We start from the raw sequence: 16,681 nt of genomic DNA, 5'->3' as shown, positions 1-16,681 counted from the left end.
GGCGACCTCGCCCGGAGCGGCGCCAGTTAGCGACGAGCGGAGCCCCGTGGGTTTCCGTGCCGACTTCCTCAGGCTGGTGACAAGGACCCGAGCGCGTGCACGAGCGGGGCGAGCTCGGGGATCTCGGCGGCCTCGTCCAGTGCCGTACGCAGCACCTCGTCGTGCAGCGGACGTGCCTTCTTCAGCAGGGCGCGTCCGGCGGGCGTGAGCTCGGTGTAGATCCCGCGGCGGTCGTCGGCGCACAGGATCCGGGTGAGGAGATTGCGGTTCTCCAGGCGCGTGACCAGGCGGGTCGTGGCCGAGGAGGACAGGGCGGCGGCGCGGGCCAGCTGCTGCATCCGCATGTGCCAGCCGTCCTGGCGGCTGAGCGCGTCGAGCACGGTGAACTCGACGACCGACAGCCCGTGCTCGCGCTGCAGCGCCTTCTCGAGCGCGGCCTCGATCAGTCCGTGCACGGCCGCCAGCGTGCGCCAGCCCTGAGCGCGGATCTCGACGGCGTCGTCAGCGATTCCCATGGGTCCTCCTTCGTGGACGTCTCCAGCATACCCGAGTTGCGCGGATAGTGCGCGCGTGCAACTATAAATATGAAGCGTGTGCAACTACTGCGCACGCGGACTATCGACAGACGCAACCCGTCTTCACCAAGGAGTCATCCATGCCCGTCGCACTGCTAGCCCTCGCGATCGGAGGGTTCGGCATCGGCCTCACCGAGTTCGTCATCATGGGCCTGCTGCCCGAGGTCTCCACCGACTTCGCGGTCAGTGAGACCACCGCCGGCTACCTGATCTCCGGCTACGCCCTCAGCGTCGCGGTCGGCGCGATCGCCCTGACCCTCGCGCTCACCCGCGTGCCCCGCAAGCCAGCCCTGCTGGGCCTGATGGTGCTGTTCATCCTCGGCAACCTGATCTCCGCGATCTCGCCCGACTACGCCACGATGATGACCGGCCGGATCGTCGCGGCGCTGTGCCACGGCGCCTTCTTCGGCATCGGTGCCGTCGTCGCCGCGCAGCTGGTCGCCCCAGAGCGTAAGGCCAGTGCGATCGCGTTCATGTTCGGCGGCCTCACCCTGGCCAACGTCCTCGGCGTACCTCTCGGCACCCTGCTAGGCCAGGCCGCCGGCTGGCGCTCGACCTTCTGGGCGATCACCGTCATCGGCGTCATCGCCTTCATCGGCATCGCCCTCCTGGTCCCGGCCCACACCGGCCGCGGCGAGGAGGCCACCCCGGCCGTACGCACCGAGCTGGCCGCCTTCGCCAGCCCGCAGGTCTGGTTCTCAATCGCCCTGACCGTGCTCGGCTTCGGCGGCATGTTCGGCGGCTTCACCTATATCGCCTTCACGCTCACCGAGGTCAGCGGCTTCTCCTCCGGGGCGGTCCCCCTGCTGCTCGTCCTCTTCGGCGTCGGCCTCTTCGTCGGCAACATCATCGGTGGCCGCGCCGCCGACCGGGACCTGGTCAAGACCCTCGGTGTGCTCCTCGTCGCCCTGACCGTGGTGCTGGCCGCGTTCGCGCTCGCCGCGACCAGCCAGGTGGTGACCGTCATCGCCCTGGTCCTGATGGGCGCCGTCGGCTTCGGGACCGTGCCGGCTCTGCAGATGCGCGTGATGGCGTATGCCGACCAGGCGCCCACCCTCGCCTCCGGCGCCAACATCGGCGCGTTCAACCTCGGCAACGCGCTCGGCGCCTGGATCGGCGGCGTCACCATCGCGGCCGGCCTCGGCTACACCTCGCCGCTGTGGGCCGGCGCCGGGGTCACGTTGATCGCTCTCCTCGTGCTGCTGGTCGCCGTCCGTGCGCCCGGGGGCGAGCGGCGTACGTCCGTTCCTGTTCCTGCCTGAACCTCACCCGTCTCACCGAGAAGAATCAGAGAGAAGAGAAGTCTCATGACCATCCCGAACATCACGCTCAACAACGGCGTCGCGATGCCCCAGCTCGGCTACGGCGTCTTCCAGGTGCCGAACGAGGAGACCGAGGCGGCCGTCACCGCCGCACTCGAGGCCGGCTACCGCAGCATCGACACCGCGGCCGTCTACGGCAACGAGGCCGGCGTCGGTCGCGCCCTCGCGAAGTCGGGCTCGCCCGCGAGGAGCTCTTCATCACCACGAAGCTCTGGAACGCCGACCACGAGCGGCCCGTCGAGGCGTACGAGAAGAGCCTGGAGCTCCTCGGTCTCGACCAGGTCGACCTCTACCTGATCCACTGGCCGACTCCGGCCCGCGACCGCTACGTCGGCGCCTGGCAGGGCCTCGAGGAGCTGTACGCCGCGAAGCGGGTCCGCGCGATCGGCGTATCGAACTTCCTGCCCGAGCACCTGGACCGGGTCGTCGAGCTCGGTGGCACGGTGCCCGCCGTCAACCAGATCGAGCTGCACCCGGCGCTGCAGCAGCAGGCCACGGTCGCCGCGAACGACGCGCTCGGGATCGCCACCGAGGCCTGGAGCCCGCTCGCCCAGGGCGCGATGCTTCAGAACCCGACGATCACCGAGATCGCCGACCGCCTCGGTCACACACCTGCCCAGGTGATCCTGCGCTGGCACCTCCAGCAGGGCCGGGTCGTCATCCCCAAGTCGGTGACCCCGGCACGGATCGCGCAGAACCTCGACGTGTTCGGCTTCGACCTCACCGCCGCGGACCTGGCCGCGATCGACGCCCTGGAGAACGACGGCCGCACCGGCCCGGACCCGGCGACCTTCAACGCTGCCTGATCGTCTGCGCCTGATATCTGGGGAGCAGGTGTTATCGATCGGTGATCAGCCCGGGGCAGATGTCCGGACCGGTTGAGGGCATGCTTGGGCTCATGCGATTGACCGAGCATGAGCTCACCGTTGCCCTGACCGGGACGGCCAAGACGGTCTTGGCCTCCGGCCGGAGGTTCCGCAAGGGCGGCGCCGACATCGACAAGGTCTGGGACGAGACCGACCGCTTCCAGCGCTTCAAGCTCCTGGACAGCATCGGCACCCAGATCTTCCCGGTGCTCACCGACCTGCCCGACGTCGAGGTCCCGGTCGGCGGTCGCCCGTCCTTCCCGGAGGAGCAGATCCGCGAGTCCGTCGAGCGCAACATCGGTGACGACGTCGGCCGGCTCCGCCGGGCGGTCACGGTCAAGGCGCGCGTCACGCTGGTCCAGGCCGCCCTCTCCAACCTTCCGCCCCGCGCCGAGGGCGACCTGCGCCTGGCCGACTGAGTGCCGGGCGCGCCGGTCGATCAGGCGGCGCGCCGGTTGCGGTCGAAGGCGAGAGCGGCCAGAGCGAGCGCACCGACCAGCAGGCCGAAGTCGCGCAGAGCGACGTCGTAGTACTCGCCCATCGAGACGAGGTTGACGATGATCCCGGCAAGCCAGGCGGCGACCAGCAGCGCGCCGTAGCGGGGGACGATCGCGACGACGATGCCGGCCACGATCTCGATGACGCCGACGGCCAACATCGCCTGGTGCGCGTTGCCGGGGACGATGTCGTTGATCCACGGTGCGAGGTAGCGGTCCCACTCGGTCAGCACCTCGGCGAACTTGTCGAGCCCGAACGCGATCGGGGCGATGACGAAGACCGTACGCAGCAGGAAGAAGGCGCGGTCGCTGCCGGAGGATTCGGCGATCGACCTGGTGATCTCGGAGGTGTGGCTGGTCATGGGTGATCCCTTTCGGAGGAGTTGGGTCGGCGCTCGGGGTGCCTTCATCTGGTGTGTGTCGTCAGCGGAGCGGTGTCTTACTGCCGGCCGGGAAGTTCGGTTCGAGGGGTAAGAACCTCGCGGCGGGCGACACCAACCAGTCATGAAGATGCACCAGCGGGGCCGCGGCGCTCTGCGCTCGCGCCAGGCCCTCGAGGAGGCGGTGGCGTGGCGTCGCCGGAGCCTGCTCCGTGCCGGCTTCCCGGTCGATCTCGCGGCCGAGCTGGCGCAGGACGTACGCCTCGACCTGCATGCGCTGCTCCAGCTGGTCGATCGCGGGTGTCCGCCGGAGCTCGCGGTCAGGATCGTGGATCCGTCACCGGGTGAGGTGGGATCATGAACCTCGTGCAGGGTGGCGCGGCTGGGATCGGCGTGGCGTCGGACGAGCCCTGGGTGAACGACCTGAACGACCCCGGGCCTCCGGGGCACGTCGCCCTGCGCAGCCTCCATGACCTGCTGCTGCGCGCGACCCGGCATCAGGTGTGGCGTCTGCGAGGTCAGCTGCCCGGTGCGGGTCCTGCCGACCTGGAGGATCTCGCCCAGCAGGCCGCCGACGATGCGCTGGTCGCGGTGCTGGGCAAGCTCGCGACATTCGAGGGACGCAGCCGGTTCAGCACGTGGGTCTACAAGTTCGGCGTCCTGCATGCCGGCGTGGCCGTCCGGCGTCAGGCATGGCGGCATCGTGAGGTCGCGCTTCCGGACGCGTTCGACGTCACGGACGGTGGCTCGGCGCCTGAGGATGTCGTCGAGGCCGATGACCTCTCGCGCGCCGTCCGGACCGCCATCACCACCGACCTGACGCCCCATCAGCGGCGGGTCACGCTGGCGCTGCTGGTCGATCAGGTCCCTATCGACGTCCTCGCCGAACGTCTCGGCACCAACCGCAACGCGCTGTACAAGACCCTCCACGACGCGCGCCGGCGACTGCGCGCGTCCCTGCTGGCCAGTGGCCACCTCGACGAACCGTCAATGCGGAGCGCGCCATGACCGACCGAAACCGCCCCCTGTCCGCGGCCGCCCTCGACGGCCTCCTGCTCGACACCGACCCCTACCTGTCCTGCGACGACTGCTTCGACCAGATCGACACCTACGTCGAGCAGGTGCTGGCGAATCCGGCGCATGTGGACGTCCCGATGCAGGTGCACCTGAAGGCGTGCGGGGCCTGCGCCGAGGAGGCCGAGGCGTTGATGGACCTGCTCTCGTCCTGACCGGGCGGTCAGGGCAGGCGCTTGGCGACGTTGTCGCTGAGGTGGTCCAGCGAGTCCTTGAGGGTGGTGAACTCCTCGGTCTGCAGCGCCATCACCTCGGCAATGGTGTCGGGCACGCCAACGGCTCGGCTGCGCAGCTCGGTGCCGGCCTCGGTCAGCCGGACGCTGACGCTGCGCTGGTCCTCGGGGCGCTTCTCGCGGGTGATCAGCCCGGCAGCCTCGAGGCGCTTGACCAGCGGCGTCACGGTGCCGTAGTCCAGGCCGAGCCGCTCGCCGAGCTCCCCCATGGTGATCGGGGAGCTCTCCCACAGCACGAGCATGGCGACGTACTGGGAATAGGTCAGGCCCAGGGCGTCCAGGATCGGTCGGTAGGCCGCGGTCACGAGCCGCTGCGCGGTGTAGAGCGAGAAGCACAGCTGCTCGCTCAGCTCGAGGCTGTGGCGAGTCTCTGACATGAGCCCACCCTACAACCCCTTGCGCGCAAGCCTTTTGGGGAGAAGCCTTGCGCGCGAGGTAACTGCCGCGTAGATTCCTTGTACGCAAGGTATTTCGCCTCGAGGAGGAAACGACATTTCCAAGCCATCCCGCGCCCGCCGACGCATCGCCTTCTTGCTCTTCGACGGCGTGAAGATGCTCGACTACGTCGGTCCCGCCGAGGTCTTCGTCGAAGCCAATCAGGCGGTGGACGGCTACGACATCGTGCTGCTGTCGCCCGACGGGCAGGATGTGGTGACCTCTCTCGGCGGCCGGGTGTCCGTGCACGGCGCGGCCGATGACGCGGGCGAGTTCGACACCGTGGTCGTGCCCGGAAGCGAGCTGCCGCCGCACGAGTTCGTACGCGGTGCGCTGATCGAGGCAGCGGTGTCGCTGACTTCGCGTGCCCGGCGCGTGGTCTCGATCTGCAGCGGCGCCTTCGTGCTTGCCGAGATCGGCGCCCTCGACGGCAGGTCCGCGACGACGCACTGGAAGTTCGCGCCGGAGCTCCAGCGGCTGTATCCGAGCGTGCGCGTCGAGCCCGACGCGATCTTCGTACGCGACGGCAACGTGATGACCTCGGCGGGCGTCGCTGCCGGCATCGATCTGGCGCTCGCCCTGGTCGAGGACGACCACGGCGCCGACGTCGCGCGCCAGATCGCCCAGCTCCTCCTCGTCTACCTGCAGCGCTCCGGTGGCCAGTCGCAGTACTCGGTCCCGCTGCGCGGCCGCGCGCAACCGGCGTCGATCGTCCGCCGTGCGACCGATCTGGTCGACGCCGACCCCACCCGCGCCTGGACCGTCACCGACCTTGCCAGCCTCGTCGCTACCAGTCCGCGCCACCTGGCCCGGCGCTTCCGCGACGAGCTCGGCCAGTCGCCGTCCGAGTACGTCACCGCGGTGCGCTTCGACCACGCCCGGATGCGTCTCGAAGGCGGTGCGAGCGTGACGGAGGCAGCGGCGCAGTCGGGCTACGGCAGTCCTGAGGTGCTGCGGCGTACGTTCGTCACGCGCCTCGGCATCTCGCCGTCGCAGTATCAGCGGCGGTTCCGGTCCGCGCTGCCCGCCACGCGCGGGCGGAGCAGGGGGCAGACCGTGTTCGAGCTCGCCGACTGAGCTGTCGCCGCTCTCAGAGTCCCTGGTTGCCGACGACGGTCGTCAGCGCCAGACGGTCCGCGCCTGCCCTACTGGCCGGCGAGCTGCCCCTCGAGCAGCGGCAGTACGTCGGCGATGGAGGCGACCGCGCGGGTCGGCCGGAACGGGAAGGTCTCGACCTGCTCGGGCCGGGTCGACCCGGTCTCGACGAGGATGGTGCGCATCCCGGCCTCGAGGCCGCTGATGATGTCGGTGTCCATCCGGTCGCCGATCATCACCGTCGTCTCGGAGTGGGCCTCGAGCTGGTTGAGCGCGCTGCGCATCATCAGCGGGTTCGGCTTGCCGACGTAGTAGGGCGCCCGGTTGGTCGCGGCGCTGATCAGCGCGGCGACGGAGCCGGTCGCGGGGAGCGTGCCCTGCGGGCTCGGCCCGCTCGGGTCCGGGTTGGTCGCGATGAACCGGGCGCCGCCCTCGATCAGCCGGATCGCCCGGGTGATCGCCTCGAACGAGTAGGTGCGAGTCTCGCCCAGCACGACGTAGTCGGGGTCGTTCTCCGTCATCACGTAGCCGACCGCATGCAGGGCGGTGGTCAGCCCCGCCTCACCGACGACGTACGCCGAACCACCCGGCCGCTGGTCGGCGAGGAACTGCGCGGTCGCGAGCGCCGAGGTCCAGATCGACTTCTCGGGGACGTCGAGCCCGGACCGGAGCAGCCTGACCCGCAGGTCGCGCGGGGTGTAGATCGAGTTGTTGGTCAGCACCATGAACGGCACCGAGGCCTCGGTGAGCCTGGCCAGGAACTCGGATGCGCCGGGGATCGGCTCCTCCTCGCGCACCAGGACACCGTCCATGTCGGTCAGCCACGTGTTGATGGGGCGCTCGTCGATCACGGGGACATCCTCGCCGATCGCGGCCCAACCGCCAACCGTTGCCGCCGACTCGCGCGGCAAGCGCCTTCAGCAGGGGCGGTGATCTGCGCCACTACTACTTTCCCCTCCGGTCAATAGTGCTTTCGGCGACCCCCGGAATGGTCTTCGGCCGGATGTTTCCGCCCGTCGTTCAGCGAAGACTGACACCGTTCCACCACCATCCTCGGGAGGAAGAAATGAAACGCATCTCGATACCGCTCACCGTCGCTGTCGTCTCGCTGGCGGCCACGCTGGCCCCAGTGATCTCGCCGACCGGTCCGGCCAGCGCACAGGACGCGCCATCGGACCGCATCACGTGGGACACGTGCCCCGCCGAGATCACTCCGGTGCCGATCCCGAAAGAGATGCAGTGCGGCACCCTGAAGGTCCCGCTGGACTACAGCGACCCCGCCGGCAAGACGATCGACATCGCGGTCTCGCGGCTGGCGAGCACGAAGCCCGACAAGCGGCGCGGCATCCTGGTGACCAACCCCGGTGGTCCCTCCGCGGGCGAGGGCTATCCGGCCATGCTCGTCGCGATGGGTCTCCCGCAGAGCGTCCGGGACAGCTACGACGTGATCGGCTTCGACCCGCGCGGGATCGCCCGCAGCACGCCGGTGACCTGCGACCTCACCGAGGAGCAGTATCTGACCGGGAACATCCCGCCGTACGCCCTCGACGCCGCCGACGTGACCGAGCGAGCCGCGCAGAGCAAGCAGATCGCCCAGCAGTGCGCGACGTCCAAGACATCCTGGATGCTGCCGCACATCAACCCGGCCAACACCGCACGTGACATGGACCGGATCCGGGCCGCGCTGGGCGAGTCGAAGCTGTCGTACGCCGGTGCCTCCTGGGGCACCCACCTGGGCGCGGTCTACGCCACCCTGTTCCCGCAGCGCGGCGACCGGATCGTGCTCGACAGCAATCTGGCCCCGGGCGGCTGGGACTACGCGAGCAACCGGCTGTGGTCGCAGGGCGTCGAGGACACCTTCCCGGCCTTCGCGAAGTTCGCTGCTGCGAACCACCGCGAGTACGGCCTGGGGAAGACACCGGCACAGGTGCGAGCCAAGTACTTCGAGCTCGCCGAGCGGCTCGAGAAGAAGCCGATCGAGACGCCGGACGGCCCCTTCGACCACGCCGCGTTCCGGCTGATCAACTTCGGTCTGCTGTACGGCCCGACCCAGCTGCCGCTGCTCGCGGACATCTGGCAGGCGGTCGACGCGAACCAGCCGCCGCCACCGCTGCCCGGAGGCGACGCCGTCGGCGACGTGGACAACCTCATCTCCGGTCGCTACTACATGATCTGCAACGACGCGCGCTGGCCGAAGTCGGTCGCGACCTACCAGCGCAACGTCGCCGTCGACCGGATCAGGTTTCCGCTGTTCGGTGCCGCCGGAGCCAACATCACGCCGTGCGCGTACTGGCCGGCACCCACCGAGCCGCCGGTCCGGATCACCGATCACGGTCCGTCCAACGTACTGATGGTGCAGAACCTTCGTGACCCGGCGACACCGCTGGACGGTGCGCGGGAGATGCGGGTGGCACTGGGCGAGCGGGCCACCATGGTGACCGCCGATCAGAGCGGCCACGGCGTCTACCCGGCCGGCAAGAACCGTTGCGCGAACCACGCGGTGACGACCTATCTGATCACCGGTGAGCGGCCGTCGCGCGACTACCACTGCTCGGCCGACCACTAGATTGGTCGGGTGGAGACCATCGACGGCGAGCCGGTCCTGGATCGGCCGTCGGTGGCCGAGGTGGAGGCCTGGTTCGACACCGCCGGCCCCGGCATCCGGGCGGTGTGGCTGCGGCTGACCAGGAAGGGCATCGAGCCGGCGTCGCTGACCTCCGACGAGCTCGTCGACGTCGGCCTCTGCTTCGGCTGGATCTCGGCCGTACGTCGCCGAGGCGATGAGGAGACCTACCTGCAGCGCTACACCCGCCGGCGTCCGGGCTCGAAGTGGTCGCGGCTCAACATCTCCAAGGTCGAGCGCCTGACCGCCGAGGGCCGGATGCGGCCGGCGGGGATGGCCGAGGTCCGGACGGCGCGGGCCGATGGTCGTTGGGACAACCCCTGGACCTGACGGAAGGTGTCCTGATTCGTGGGATATCGGGCAGGTACGGCGGGGCCGGATGGGGTACTCGAGGGAGAGGATGGACCTGGCGTCGGGACCGCGACAGCTTCGGCGATGGGGGCGGCGGACCGACGCAGAACCTCGAGGACTCCCACCATGCCAACGTTCACCACCTCTGACGGCACCGAGATCTACTACACCGACTGGGGCACCGGGAAGCCGGTCGTGCTGAGCCACGGCTGGCCGCTCAGCTCGGACGCCTGGGCCGTCGAGTCCAAGCTGCTCGCCGACGCCGGCTACCGGGCCATCGCGCACGACCGCCGCGGCCACGGCCGCTCGACCAACACCGACCTCGGTCACGACATGGACACCTACGCCCGCGACCTGGCCGAGCTCGTCGAGCACCTCGACCTCACCGAGCTGGTCGTGATCGGGCACTCGACCGGTGGCGGCGAGGTCGTCCGCTACGCCGCCCAGCACGGGAAGGGCCGGGTCCGCAAGGTCGTCACGGCGGGCGCGGTGCCGCCGATCATGGTCCAGTCGGAGACCAACCCCGAAGGGACGCCGATCGATGCCTTCGACGGCATCCGCGCCGGTGTGCTCGCCGACCGTTCCCAGTTCTACAAGGACCTGGCGGTCCCGTTCTACGGCTTCAACCGCGACGGCGCCAAGGTCTCCCAGGGCCTCATCGACGACTTCCAGCGCCAGGGGATGCTGGCCGGTCTCGTGGCCGCGTACAACTGCGTGAAGGTCTTCTCCGAGACCGACTTCACCGAGGACCTGAAGGCACTCGAGGTGCCGATCCTGATCGCACACGGCTCGGACGACCAGATCGTGCCGATCGCGGCCGCCGCCGACAAGGCGGTGAAGCTTGTCTCCGACGGCACGCTGAAGGTCTACGAGGGTGCTCCGCACGGCATCGCGGGCGACTACCAGAAGGCCCTCATCGCCGACATCCTCGAGTTCATCGCCGACTGAGGATCGGGAATAGCCGGCCGGCGCTCGGGCGCTGGGGCTGGTGTGAACGAGGACCGTCCGTCGTGGGAGATGACGCTCGCCTACCAGGAGGAGTTGCCTGCCGGCTCCGCCGGTGAGGACGTACGCTCCGCCAGCTGGTTGCTCGTCGACGACGGCACGGTCGTGCTGACCGCCGCCGGGCAGTCGCACCTGCTCCGGGCGGGGGACGCGGCTCTGGTCGGCGGGCAGGTCAGGCACCGGCTGGCGACCCGCGACGGGGCGGCGGTCACGCGGGCCGACCTGCGGGCGGTCGCGGTGGCGTACCCGCTCGCGAACCCGCTGGTCGTGCGCGACTTCGTCGGCCGCCACGGGGGTGTGGCCGAGCTGGTGCGACGGTGCCCGCTCGCGGGGCCGTGCCGGCCGTCGGCGCTGTTCGCGTCGGGCTACGCCTCGCTGCTCGGCGCGGCGATGACGGCCTCCTGGCTCGAGGACACCGGGCGCGGGACGGATGGTCCCGCGCCCGTCCTCGACCCGACGGTGGCGCAGGTGCTGTCCGCGCTGATCGCGGATCCGGCGCGGGCCTGGTCGGTCGAGGCGATGGCGGAGTCCGTGCACCTGTCCAGGTCGGCGCTGGGGGAGCGGTTCCGGCGCAGCCTGGGGCAGAGCCCGAGCGAGGCGCTGCGGGACGTGCGGATGCGCGCGGCCCGCCACCTGCTGGCCGGCGGTGACCGTCCGGTCGAGCAGGTGGCGTACGCCGTGGGCTACGGGTCGGGCGCGGCGTTCAGCCGCGCCTTCACCGCCACCCACGGGACCGGTCCGCAGGCGTGGCGCGAGGACGCCTCAGGAGCGCGGCACGCGGAGCGCGCCGAAGCCCGCCGCGGCGACGGCCGCCCCGATCGCGCCGATGAGGAGCACCCGCCCGACGCCGTACTCGTCGAGGACCGCGCCTCCTAGTGCCGCCCCGAGGGTGATCGCGACCTGGAACGCGGTCACCTGGAGTGCCAGCGCCGACTCGGTGCGCTCGGGCTCGACGCGGGTGACCCACAGCTGGGTGCTGACCGGCACCAGGTTGAACCCGAAGCCCCAGACCAGCATCGCCACCGCCATGACCGGCGTGCTGTCGGCGAGGAAGGTCAGCACCAGCCCGCCGGCGAGGAGGAGCGGCGCGACCGTGACGACCGCGCGCAGCCGGTGGGAGAACCGGCCGGCCGCGAGGTTGCCGAAGAGCCCGCCGAGGCCCCACAGCGCAAGCATCCACATGCCTGCGCCGGGCGAGGTCTCGGAGATGGCGATCCGGATGAACGGGTACGCCACGAAGTTCCCGAGGACCACCACGACGAGCACCACCACGCCGGCCACCAGCCGCGGGTTGCGGAGGGCCTGACGCATCATCGTCAGCCCGGCCGACGGGTGGGCCGGCACCGGCGGCAGCGCCCGGGCCAGCGCCGCGGCGGAGACCAGGCTCAGCACCGTCGCGGCCGCGAAGCCCCAGCGCCATCCGGGCCCGTCGGCGAGCAGCGAGCCCAGCGGCAGACCGGCGATCGTGGCCACCGTGACGCCCAGCGCGATCGAGGTGGAGATGACGTGGTCACGGCCCGGCGAGGCGTACGTCCCGACGGCGAAGGCGAAGGACCAGTAGCCGGCGATCGCCGCGCCCAGCACGAGCCTGCCGAGGAGCAGGACGACGAAACCGGGGGAGATCGCGACCGCCAGGTTGGCGACGCCCGCGGCGACCAGCAGGCCGACGAGCAACGTACGCCGGTCCATCCGAGGAAGGATCATGGCGATGGTCGGCGCGGTCGCGGCCCCGGCGATCGCGGTCGCCGCCACGGCGAGCCCCGCCGTTCCCTCGCTGATCCCGAGGTCGCGCGCCATCGTGGGCAGTACGCCCGCGGGCAGGAACTCGCTCGAGACCAGGATCGCGATCCCGGCCGCGAGTGCGACCACCGGCGCGGCTCGGCCTTGGGCGGTGGTCGGGGAACTGGTCGGGGAGGCGGTCGAAGCCGGCGAGGTCGTGGTCACCCTTCGATCCTCGCCGCGATCCCGGAGCCCGGGTTGATCGTCCGTCGCCCGTGCTTGACCGGATGGGTTTCATCGAGGAGGACCGAAACGGTTACGCCGCCGAAATAACCGCTCCTTACGCTCGAAAATGTTCATCTCATCAACATTTGAGCCGGAAGGGGTAGCCGATGGCAGTGGCACGAAATGCCGAACGGGTCGGGCCCGTGGACGGTCCGGCGCACCTGGCCGGCGTGGAGCTGACCGCGCTGCGCAACGTACGCCTCCTCGACGGCACCCTCGCCGATCTCGATCTCGCGGCCGGCGAGATCACCGTCGTCCGGCCGGTGGAGGGCGGTCCCGGGACCGACGCCAGGGGCTGGCGGCTGGTCCCCGCCGCCGGCGAGCCGCATGCGCATCTCGACAAGGCGCTGAGCGCGGAGCAGATCACGCCCGGGCCGCGGGCGGGGAACGACCTGGTCACCGCGATCGAGCAGTGGCGCTCGCTCGTGCCTACGCTCACCTCCGACGACTTCGCCGACCGCGCCCGGCGGGCGGTCCGCCGCTACGTGGCGAACGGCATCACCACGATCCGTACGCATGCCGACGCGCTCCTCGCGGGCGACCCGCTGCGTGGGGTCGATGCCCTGCTCGGCCTGCGCGAGGAGCTCCGCGGAACGATCACGCTGCAGGTGTGCCTGCTCGCCGGCCAGGATGTGCCCGACGCGGTGATCGCGGACGCGATCGGGCGCGGGATCGATGTCCTCGGCGGGTGTCCGCACCTGGCCGACGAGCCCGCCAAGGAGACCGGCCGCATCCTCGACCACGCCGAGCGCTCCGGCCTTCCCGTCGACCTGCACACCGACGAGCAGACCACCACCGGCCACCTCGACCTGGCCGATTTCGCCGAGCAGGTCATTGCCAGGGGGATGTCGCAGCGGGTGACCGCCTCCCACTGCGTACGCCTCGGCATGCTCGACCACGACCGCCTCCGCCCCGTCGTGGACCTGGTGGCGAAGGCGGGGATCGGCATCGTGACGCTCCCGATCACCAACCTCTACCTGCAGGGCCGTGACGCCGACGGGGCAGCACCCCGCGGCCTGACCGCGATCCGGGCGCTGCTCGAGGCAGGAGTGCCGGTCGCGGCCGGGGCCGACAACCTGCGCGACCCGTTCAACCCGGTCGGCCGTGCCGACCCGTTCGAGACCACCTCGCTCCTGGTCGCCGCAGGCCATCTCCGCCCGGCCGAGGCCCTCGCCGCCGTCACGACGACGACCCGCACCGTGCTCGGGCTCCCGGCCGGAGGCACGGGGCCGGGCAGCCGGGCCGACTTCATGCTCGTCCCCGACGTACCGCTCGACGAGGTCGTCGCCGGGACCCAGACCGCCCGCGTCGTCGTCCATGGCGGCCGCGTGCTCGCCGACACCCGCGTCAGCACCGTCCTCGATCTCGATCCCATGCCGAGGTGACATGAACACGACGACCACCACCGCCACGCTCGCCCTCTCCGGGGTGACCAAACGGTTCCCGACCGGTACGACCGCGCTGACCGGGGTCGACCTGAGCGTCGACGCCGGCGAGTTCGTCTCCGTCGTCGGCCCGTCCGGATGCGGCAAGTCGACCCTGCTGCGGCTGGCGTCGGGGCTCGACGAGGCCACCGAGGGGAGGGTCGAGGTCGACGCGGGTACCACCAGCTACGTCTTCCAGGACCCGACGCTGCTGGAGTGGCGCAGCGCCCGGAAGAACGTCGAGCTGATCGGCGAGCTGAGCGGGTTGCCGAAGGAGCGGCGCCGCGCCGCGGCCCAGGAGGCCCTCGACCTGGTCGGCCTCACCGGCTTCGAGAAGCAGCATCCGCGCCAGCTCTCCGGAGGCATGCGGATGCGGGTCTCGATCGCTCGCGCCCTGGTCGCCGAACCCGACCTCGCCCTCTTCGACGAGCCGTTCGGCGCTCTCGACGAGATCACCCGGCTGGCGATGCAGACCGAGCTGCAACGGCTCTTCAGGCTCAAGGGCTTCGCCGGCCTCTTCATCACCCACTCCGTGGCCGAGGCCGTCTACCTCTCGACCCGCGTCGTGGTGATGAGCGGCCGGCCGGGCCGGATCGTGGCGGAGATCCCGGTGCCCTGGGAGTTCCCGCGCCCGCCCGAGCTGCGGTTCGAGTCCGACTTCGCCCACCTGGTCGGCCAGGTCTCCGCGGCACTGGAGGAGCACGCATGAGCATGGATCTGGTTGTCGAGCCCGACGTCGCCCCCGCGACCGCGGCCGCGGCGGAAGAGCCACCCACCAGACGTACGCCCCCGGTCCTGCGCGCGCTCCTCGCCAGGATCGCGCCGATGATCGCGGCGCTCGCCGGCCTGGCGGCGCTGTGGTACGCCGTGACGTACCTCGTCCTCGGCGAGGACAAGCGCTTCCTGCTCCCGCCACCGCACCAGGTCTTCGGGGAGACGCTGAGCAGACCGGAGATCATGCAGCCGATGCTCGCGGCGCTGTGGCAGTCGGTCATGGTCGCGCTGGCCGGGCTGGTGATCTCGGTGGTCATCGGGATGGCGTGGGCGATGGTGATGGCGCAGACCCGGCTGCTGGAGAAGGTGCTCTACCCCTACGCCGTCATCCTGCAGACGGTCCCGATCCTGGCGCTGACCCCGCTGATCGGGATCTGGATGGGCTACGGCATCTCGGCCCGGATCGTGGTCTGCGTGATCATCGCGGTCTTCCCGATGATCGCCAACACCCTCTTCGGCCTGCAGTCGGCGACCGCGCCGGCGCACGACCTCTTCACCCTCAACCGGGCGTCCCGGCTGCAGCGGCTGCTCAAGCTGCAGCTGCCCGCGGCGATGCCGGCGATCTTCACCGGCCTGCGCAACGCCGCCGGGCTCTCGGTCATCGGCGTCATCGTCGGTGACTTCTACTTCCAGCAGGGCAGCCCCGGCATCGGCGGCCTGCTCCGCGTCTACACGCTGCGGCTCAGCATGGAGCCGCTCTTCCTGGCGATCATCCTGACCGCCCTCTTCGGTGTCGTCGTCTTCTCGGCCTTCGCCGCTCTCGACCGTGCCGTGATCGGCAAGTGGTACGGCGAGCGCTGACCCCTCCCTCCCCCCAAGAAACGGACCCAGCATGAACCGACACATACCCCTGCGCGCCGCTGCCCTGGTGGCGCTCTCGACCATCGCGCCGATCGCCCTGACCGGCTGCGGCAGCGACGCCGGCTCCACCAACACCGCCACCGCCGCCGAGGTGACGAAGGCGGAGAAGGGCAGCGCGAAGGACCTCTCCGACGTCTGCCCCGCGACCGTGGTGATGCAGCAGGACTGGCAGCCCGAGGCCGAGCACGGCGGCATGTACAGCCTGATCGGCGAGGGCTACACCGTCGACACCGACAAGAAGACCGTCACCGGACCGCTCGTCTCCGGGGGCGTCGACACGGGAGTGAAGGTCGAGGTCCGCTCCGGTGGTCCGGCGACCGGGTTCCAGCCCGTCCCCGCGACCATGTACCTCGACAAGGACATCCTGATCGGAGCGGTCAACACCGACGCCGCGATCGCGGCCGCGGAGAAGCAGCCCACCGTGGCCCTGGCCTCGCAGCTGACCATCTCGCCACAGATCCTGATGTGGGACCCGAAGAGCCAGGACGACGCGAAGACCATCGCCGAGGCCGCCGGCGACGGCGACCCGGTCGTCACCGCCGGCGACGTGATCCCGGCGCTGCTCGAGTCGCAGGGGATGATCGAGAAGAAGCAGTCGGACCTCTCCTACGAGGGCACCCCGCAGCGCTTCGTCACCGAGCCCACGATCCTCCAGCAGGGCTTCGCCACGGCCGAGCCCTACATCTACGAGAACGAGATAAGCAGCTGGGCCAAGCCGATCGGCTACCAGCTGCTCGCCGAGGTCGGCTACACCATCTACCCCGAGCCGATCGCGATGCGTGCCGAGGACGTGGAGAAGGAGGCCGACTGCCTCCAGAAGCTGGTCCCGGTGATGCAGCAGGCGGAGATCGACTATCTGGCCAACCCGGACTGGGCCAACGGGATCATCGTCGACATCGTCGAGCGCTATCAGACCGGCTGGACCTACAGCGAGGGCGTCGCCGCGTACGCCGCCAAGACGATGACCGACCTCGACCTGGTCCACGACGACCCGAAGTCCGGAGTCTTCGGCCAGATCGACGGCGAGCGGATGAAGGGGGTCGTCGAGACGTTCGCGCCGATCATGAAGCAGGCCGGCACGATCACCTCCGACGACATCGATCCGGAGTCGCTCTACGACAACCGGTTCATCGACGACTCGATCTCGATGAAGTGACGTGCG

At 70.3% G+C, this 16,681-nt stretch carries 19 protein-coding genes and 1 pseudogene; 15 read left to right on the top strand and 5 right to left on the bottom strand.

Annotation, left to right across the window (positions count from 1 at the left end):
- Positions 1-68: 68 nt before the first annotated feature.
- Complete coding sequence (locus tag ACFU7D_RS00160; protein ID WP_045551017.1) at positions 69-515, bottom strand: MarR family winged helix-turn-helix transcriptional regulator; 447 nt, start codon at positions 513-515, stop codon at positions 69-71.
- Positions 516-655: 140 nt separating this feature from the next.
- Here ACFU7D_RS00160 and ACFU7D_RS00155 point away from each other — a divergent pair, with 140 nt between their 5' ends.
- The 3 genes and pseudogenes from ACFU7D_RS00155 (at position 656) to ACFU7D_RS00145 (ending at position 3,182) form a co-directional block, all read left to right on the top strand.
- Positions 656-1,837: an MFS transporter gene (locus tag ACFU7D_RS00155; protein ID WP_378861700.1), complete on the top strand. Its 1,182-nt coding sequence runs from the start codon at positions 656-658 to the stop codon at positions 1,835-1,837.
- Between the two features lie 45 nt (positions 1,838-1,882).
- Positions 1,883-2,703, top strand: a pseudogene (locus ACFU7D_RS00150) (aldo/keto reductase).
- A gap of 92 nt (positions 2,704-2,795) precedes the next feature.
- Positions 2,796-3,182, top strand: coding sequence for a hypothetical protein (locus ACFU7D_RS00145; protein WP_378861698.1), 387 nt, complete (start codon positions 2,796-2,798; stop codon positions 3,180-3,182).
- Between the two features lie 20 nt (positions 3,183-3,202).
- Here the strand turns inward: ACFU7D_RS00145 and ACFU7D_RS00140 are convergent, their stop codons facing one another.
- The gene (locus ACFU7D_RS00140) at positions 3,203-3,622 is read right to left on the bottom strand and encodes a hypothetical protein (RefSeq protein ID WP_378861695.1); all 420 of its coding nucleotides are present in this window, start codon (positions 3,620-3,622) and stop codon (positions 3,203-3,205) included.
- Between the two features lie 142 nt (positions 3,623-3,764).
- On the opposite strand from ACFU7D_RS00140, the gene ACFU7D_RS00135 reads away from it, so the two are divergent.
- The 3 genes from ACFU7D_RS00135 to ACFU7D_RS00125 are packed head-to-tail and all read left to right on the top strand — an operon-like array spanning position 3,765 to position 4,869.
- Positions 3,765-4,001, top strand: coding sequence for a hypothetical protein (locus ACFU7D_RS00135; protein ID WP_378861692.1), 237 nt, complete (start codon positions 3,765-3,767; stop codon positions 3,999-4,001).
- Positions 3,998-4,648 carry an RNA polymerase sigma factor gene (locus ACFU7D_RS00130; RefSeq protein ID WP_378861689.1) on the top strand — a complete coding sequence of 217 codons (651 nt, stop codon included), beginning with the start codon at positions 3,998-4,000 and terminating at the stop codon, positions 4,646-4,648. Before ACFU7D_RS00135 ends, ACFU7D_RS00130 begins: the two co-directional genes overlap by 4 nt.
- A complete protein-coding gene (locus tag ACFU7D_RS00125) occupies positions 4,645-4,869 on the top strand; it encodes a hypothetical protein (protein ID WP_378861686.1) in 225 nt (74 codons plus the stop codon). Before ACFU7D_RS00130 ends, ACFU7D_RS00125 begins: the two co-directional genes overlap by 4 nt.
- 8 nt (positions 4,870-4,877) lie before the next feature.
- On the opposite strand, the gene ACFU7D_RS00120 is transcribed toward ACFU7D_RS00125, so the two are convergent.
- Positions 4,878-5,324, bottom strand: a complete 447-nt coding sequence (locus tag ACFU7D_RS00120; protein WP_378861683.1) for a MarR family winged helix-turn-helix transcriptional regulator — start codon at positions 5,322-5,324, stop codon at positions 4,878-4,880.
- Positions 5,325-5,397: 73 nt separating this feature from the next.
- On the opposite strand from ACFU7D_RS00120, the gene ACFU7D_RS00115 reads away from it, so the two are divergent.
- Positions 5,398-6,459, top strand: coding sequence for a GlxA family transcriptional regulator (locus ACFU7D_RS00115; protein ID WP_378861828.1), 1,062 nt, complete (start codon positions 5,398-5,400; stop codon positions 6,457-6,459).
- A 68-nt stretch (positions 6,460-6,527) separates the two neighbouring features.
- On the opposite strand, the gene ACFU7D_RS00110 is transcribed toward ACFU7D_RS00115, so the two are convergent.
- A complete protein-coding gene (locus tag ACFU7D_RS00110) occupies positions 6,528-7,289 on the bottom strand; it encodes an HAD-IIA family hydrolase (RefSeq protein WP_378727331.1) in 762 nt (253 codons plus the stop codon).
- 254 nt (positions 7,290-7,543) lie between these two features.
- Here ACFU7D_RS00110 and ACFU7D_RS00105 point away from each other — a divergent pair, with 254 nt between their 5' ends.
- The 4 genes from ACFU7D_RS00105 (at position 7,544) to ACFU7D_RS00090 (ending at position 11,332) form a co-directional block, all read left to right on the top strand.
- On the top strand, positions 7,544-9,043 hold the full coding sequence (locus tag ACFU7D_RS00105; RefSeq protein WP_378861680.1) for an alpha/beta hydrolase: 1,500 nt from the start codon (positions 7,544-7,546) through the stop codon (positions 9,041-9,043).
- Between the two features lie 9 nt (positions 9,044-9,052).
- Positions 9,053-9,430, top strand: a complete 378-nt coding sequence (locus ACFU7D_RS00100) for a YdeI family protein (protein WP_378861677.1) — start codon at positions 9,053-9,055, stop codon at positions 9,428-9,430.
- A 147-nt stretch (positions 9,431-9,577) separates the two neighbouring features.
- Entirely contained in the window at positions 9,578-10,399 is an 822-nt protein-coding gene (locus ACFU7D_RS00095) for an alpha/beta fold hydrolase (RefSeq protein WP_378727261.1), read from the top strand.
- Positions 10,400-10,441: 42 nt separating this feature from the next.
- Positions 10,442-11,332: a helix-turn-helix domain-containing protein gene (locus ACFU7D_RS00090; RefSeq protein WP_378861674.1), complete on the top strand. Its 891-nt coding sequence runs from the start codon at positions 10,442-10,444 to the stop codon at positions 11,330-11,332.
- Here ACFU7D_RS00090 and ACFU7D_RS00085 read toward each other — a convergent pair.
- Complete coding sequence (locus ACFU7D_RS00085) at positions 11,219-12,400, bottom strand: MFS transporter (RefSeq protein WP_378861671.1); 1,182 nt, start codon at positions 12,398-12,400, stop codon at positions 11,219-11,221. The genes ACFU7D_RS00090 and ACFU7D_RS00085 overlap by 114 nt on opposite strands.
- 167 nt (positions 12,401-12,567) lie before the next feature.
- Between ACFU7D_RS00085 and ACFU7D_RS00080 the strand changes: the two genes are divergently transcribed.
- From ACFU7D_RS00080 to ACFU7D_RS00065, 4 genes are read left to right on the top strand one after another with little or no spacing between them, the layout of a single operon-like run.
- On the top strand, positions 12,568-13,845 hold the full coding sequence (locus ACFU7D_RS00080; protein WP_378861668.1) for an amidohydrolase family protein: 1,278 nt from the start codon (positions 12,568-12,570) through the stop codon (positions 13,843-13,845).
- A gap of 1 nt (position 13,846) precedes the next feature.
- On the top strand, positions 13,847-14,593 hold the full coding sequence (locus ACFU7D_RS00075; protein WP_378861665.1) for an ABC transporter ATP-binding protein: 747 nt from the start codon (positions 13,847-13,849) through the stop codon (positions 14,591-14,593).
- Positions 14,590-15,459 carry an ABC transporter permease gene (locus ACFU7D_RS00070; RefSeq protein WP_378861662.1) on the top strand — a complete coding sequence of 290 codons (870 nt, stop codon included), beginning with the start codon at positions 14,590-14,592 and terminating at the stop codon, positions 15,457-15,459. The genes ACFU7D_RS00075 and ACFU7D_RS00070 overlap by 4 nt, the downstream gene beginning before the upstream one ends.
- Positions 15,460-15,490: 31 nt before the next feature.
- Positions 15,491-16,675, top strand: coding sequence for a hypothetical protein (locus ACFU7D_RS00065; RefSeq protein WP_378861658.1), 1,185 nt, complete (start codon positions 15,491-15,493; stop codon positions 16,673-16,675).
- Positions 16,676-16,681 lie beyond the last annotated feature (6 nt).

Source organism: Nocardioides sp. NPDC057577 (assembly GCF_042801335.1).
Lineage (GTDB): Bacteria > Actinomycetota > Actinomycetes > Propionibacteriales > Nocardioidaceae > Nocardioides.
This window is presented reverse-complemented; position numbering and strand designations above follow the sequence as displayed.

Coding starts and splice junctions, on each gene's coding strand:
- ACFU7D_RS00160 (WP_045551017.1), bottom strand. CDS start 515: ATGGGAATCGCTGACGACGCCGTCGAGATCCGCGCTCAGGGCTGGCGC.
- ACFU7D_RS00155 (WP_378861700.1), top strand. CDS start 656: ATGCCCGTCGCACTGCTAGCCCTCGCGATCGGAGGGTTCGGCATCGGC.
- ACFU7D_RS00145 (WP_378861698.1), top strand. CDS start 2,796: ATGCGATTGACCGAGCATGAGCTCACCGTTGCCCTGACCGGGACGGCC.
- ACFU7D_RS00140 (WP_378861695.1), bottom strand. CDS start 3,622: ATGACCAGCCACACCTCCGAGATCACCAGGTCGATCGCCGAATCCTCC.
- ACFU7D_RS00135 (WP_378861692.1), top strand. CDS start 3,765: ATGAAGATGCACCAGCGGGGCCGCGGCGCTCTGCGCTCGCGCCAGGCC.
- ACFU7D_RS00130 (WP_378861689.1), top strand. CDS start 3,998: ATGAACCTCGTGCAGGGTGGCGCGGCTGGGATCGGCGTGGCGTCGGAC.
- ACFU7D_RS00125 (WP_378861686.1), top strand. CDS start 4,645: ATGACCGACCGAAACCGCCCCCTGTCCGCGGCCGCCCTCGACGGCCTC.
- ACFU7D_RS00120 (WP_378861683.1), bottom strand. CDS start 5,324: ATGTCAGAGACTCGCCACAGCCTCGAGCTGAGCGAGCAGCTGTGCTTC.
- ACFU7D_RS00110 (WP_378727331.1), bottom strand. CDS start 7,289: ATGGACGGTGTCCTGGTGCGCGAGGAGGAGCCGATCCCCGGCGCATCC.
- ACFU7D_RS00105 (WP_378861680.1), top strand. CDS start 7,544: ATGAAACGCATCTCGATACCGCTCACCGTCGCTGTCGTCTCGCTGGCG.
- ACFU7D_RS00095 (WP_378727261.1), top strand. CDS start 9,578: ATGCCAACGTTCACCACCTCTGACGGCACCGAGATCTACTACACCGAC.
- ACFU7D_RS00080 (WP_378861668.1), top strand. CDS start 12,568: ATGGCAGTGGCACGAAATGCCGAACGGGTCGGGCCCGTGGACGGTCCG.
- ACFU7D_RS00075 (WP_378861665.1), top strand. CDS start 13,847: ATGAACACGACGACCACCACCGCCACGCTCGCCCTCTCCGGGGTGACC.
- ACFU7D_RS00070 (WP_378861662.1), top strand. CDS start 14,590: ATGAGCATGGATCTGGTTGTCGAGCCCGACGTCGCCCCCGCGACCGCG.
- ACFU7D_RS00065 (WP_378861658.1), top strand. CDS start 15,491: ATGAACCGACACATACCCCTGCGCGCCGCTGCCCTGGTGGCGCTCTCG.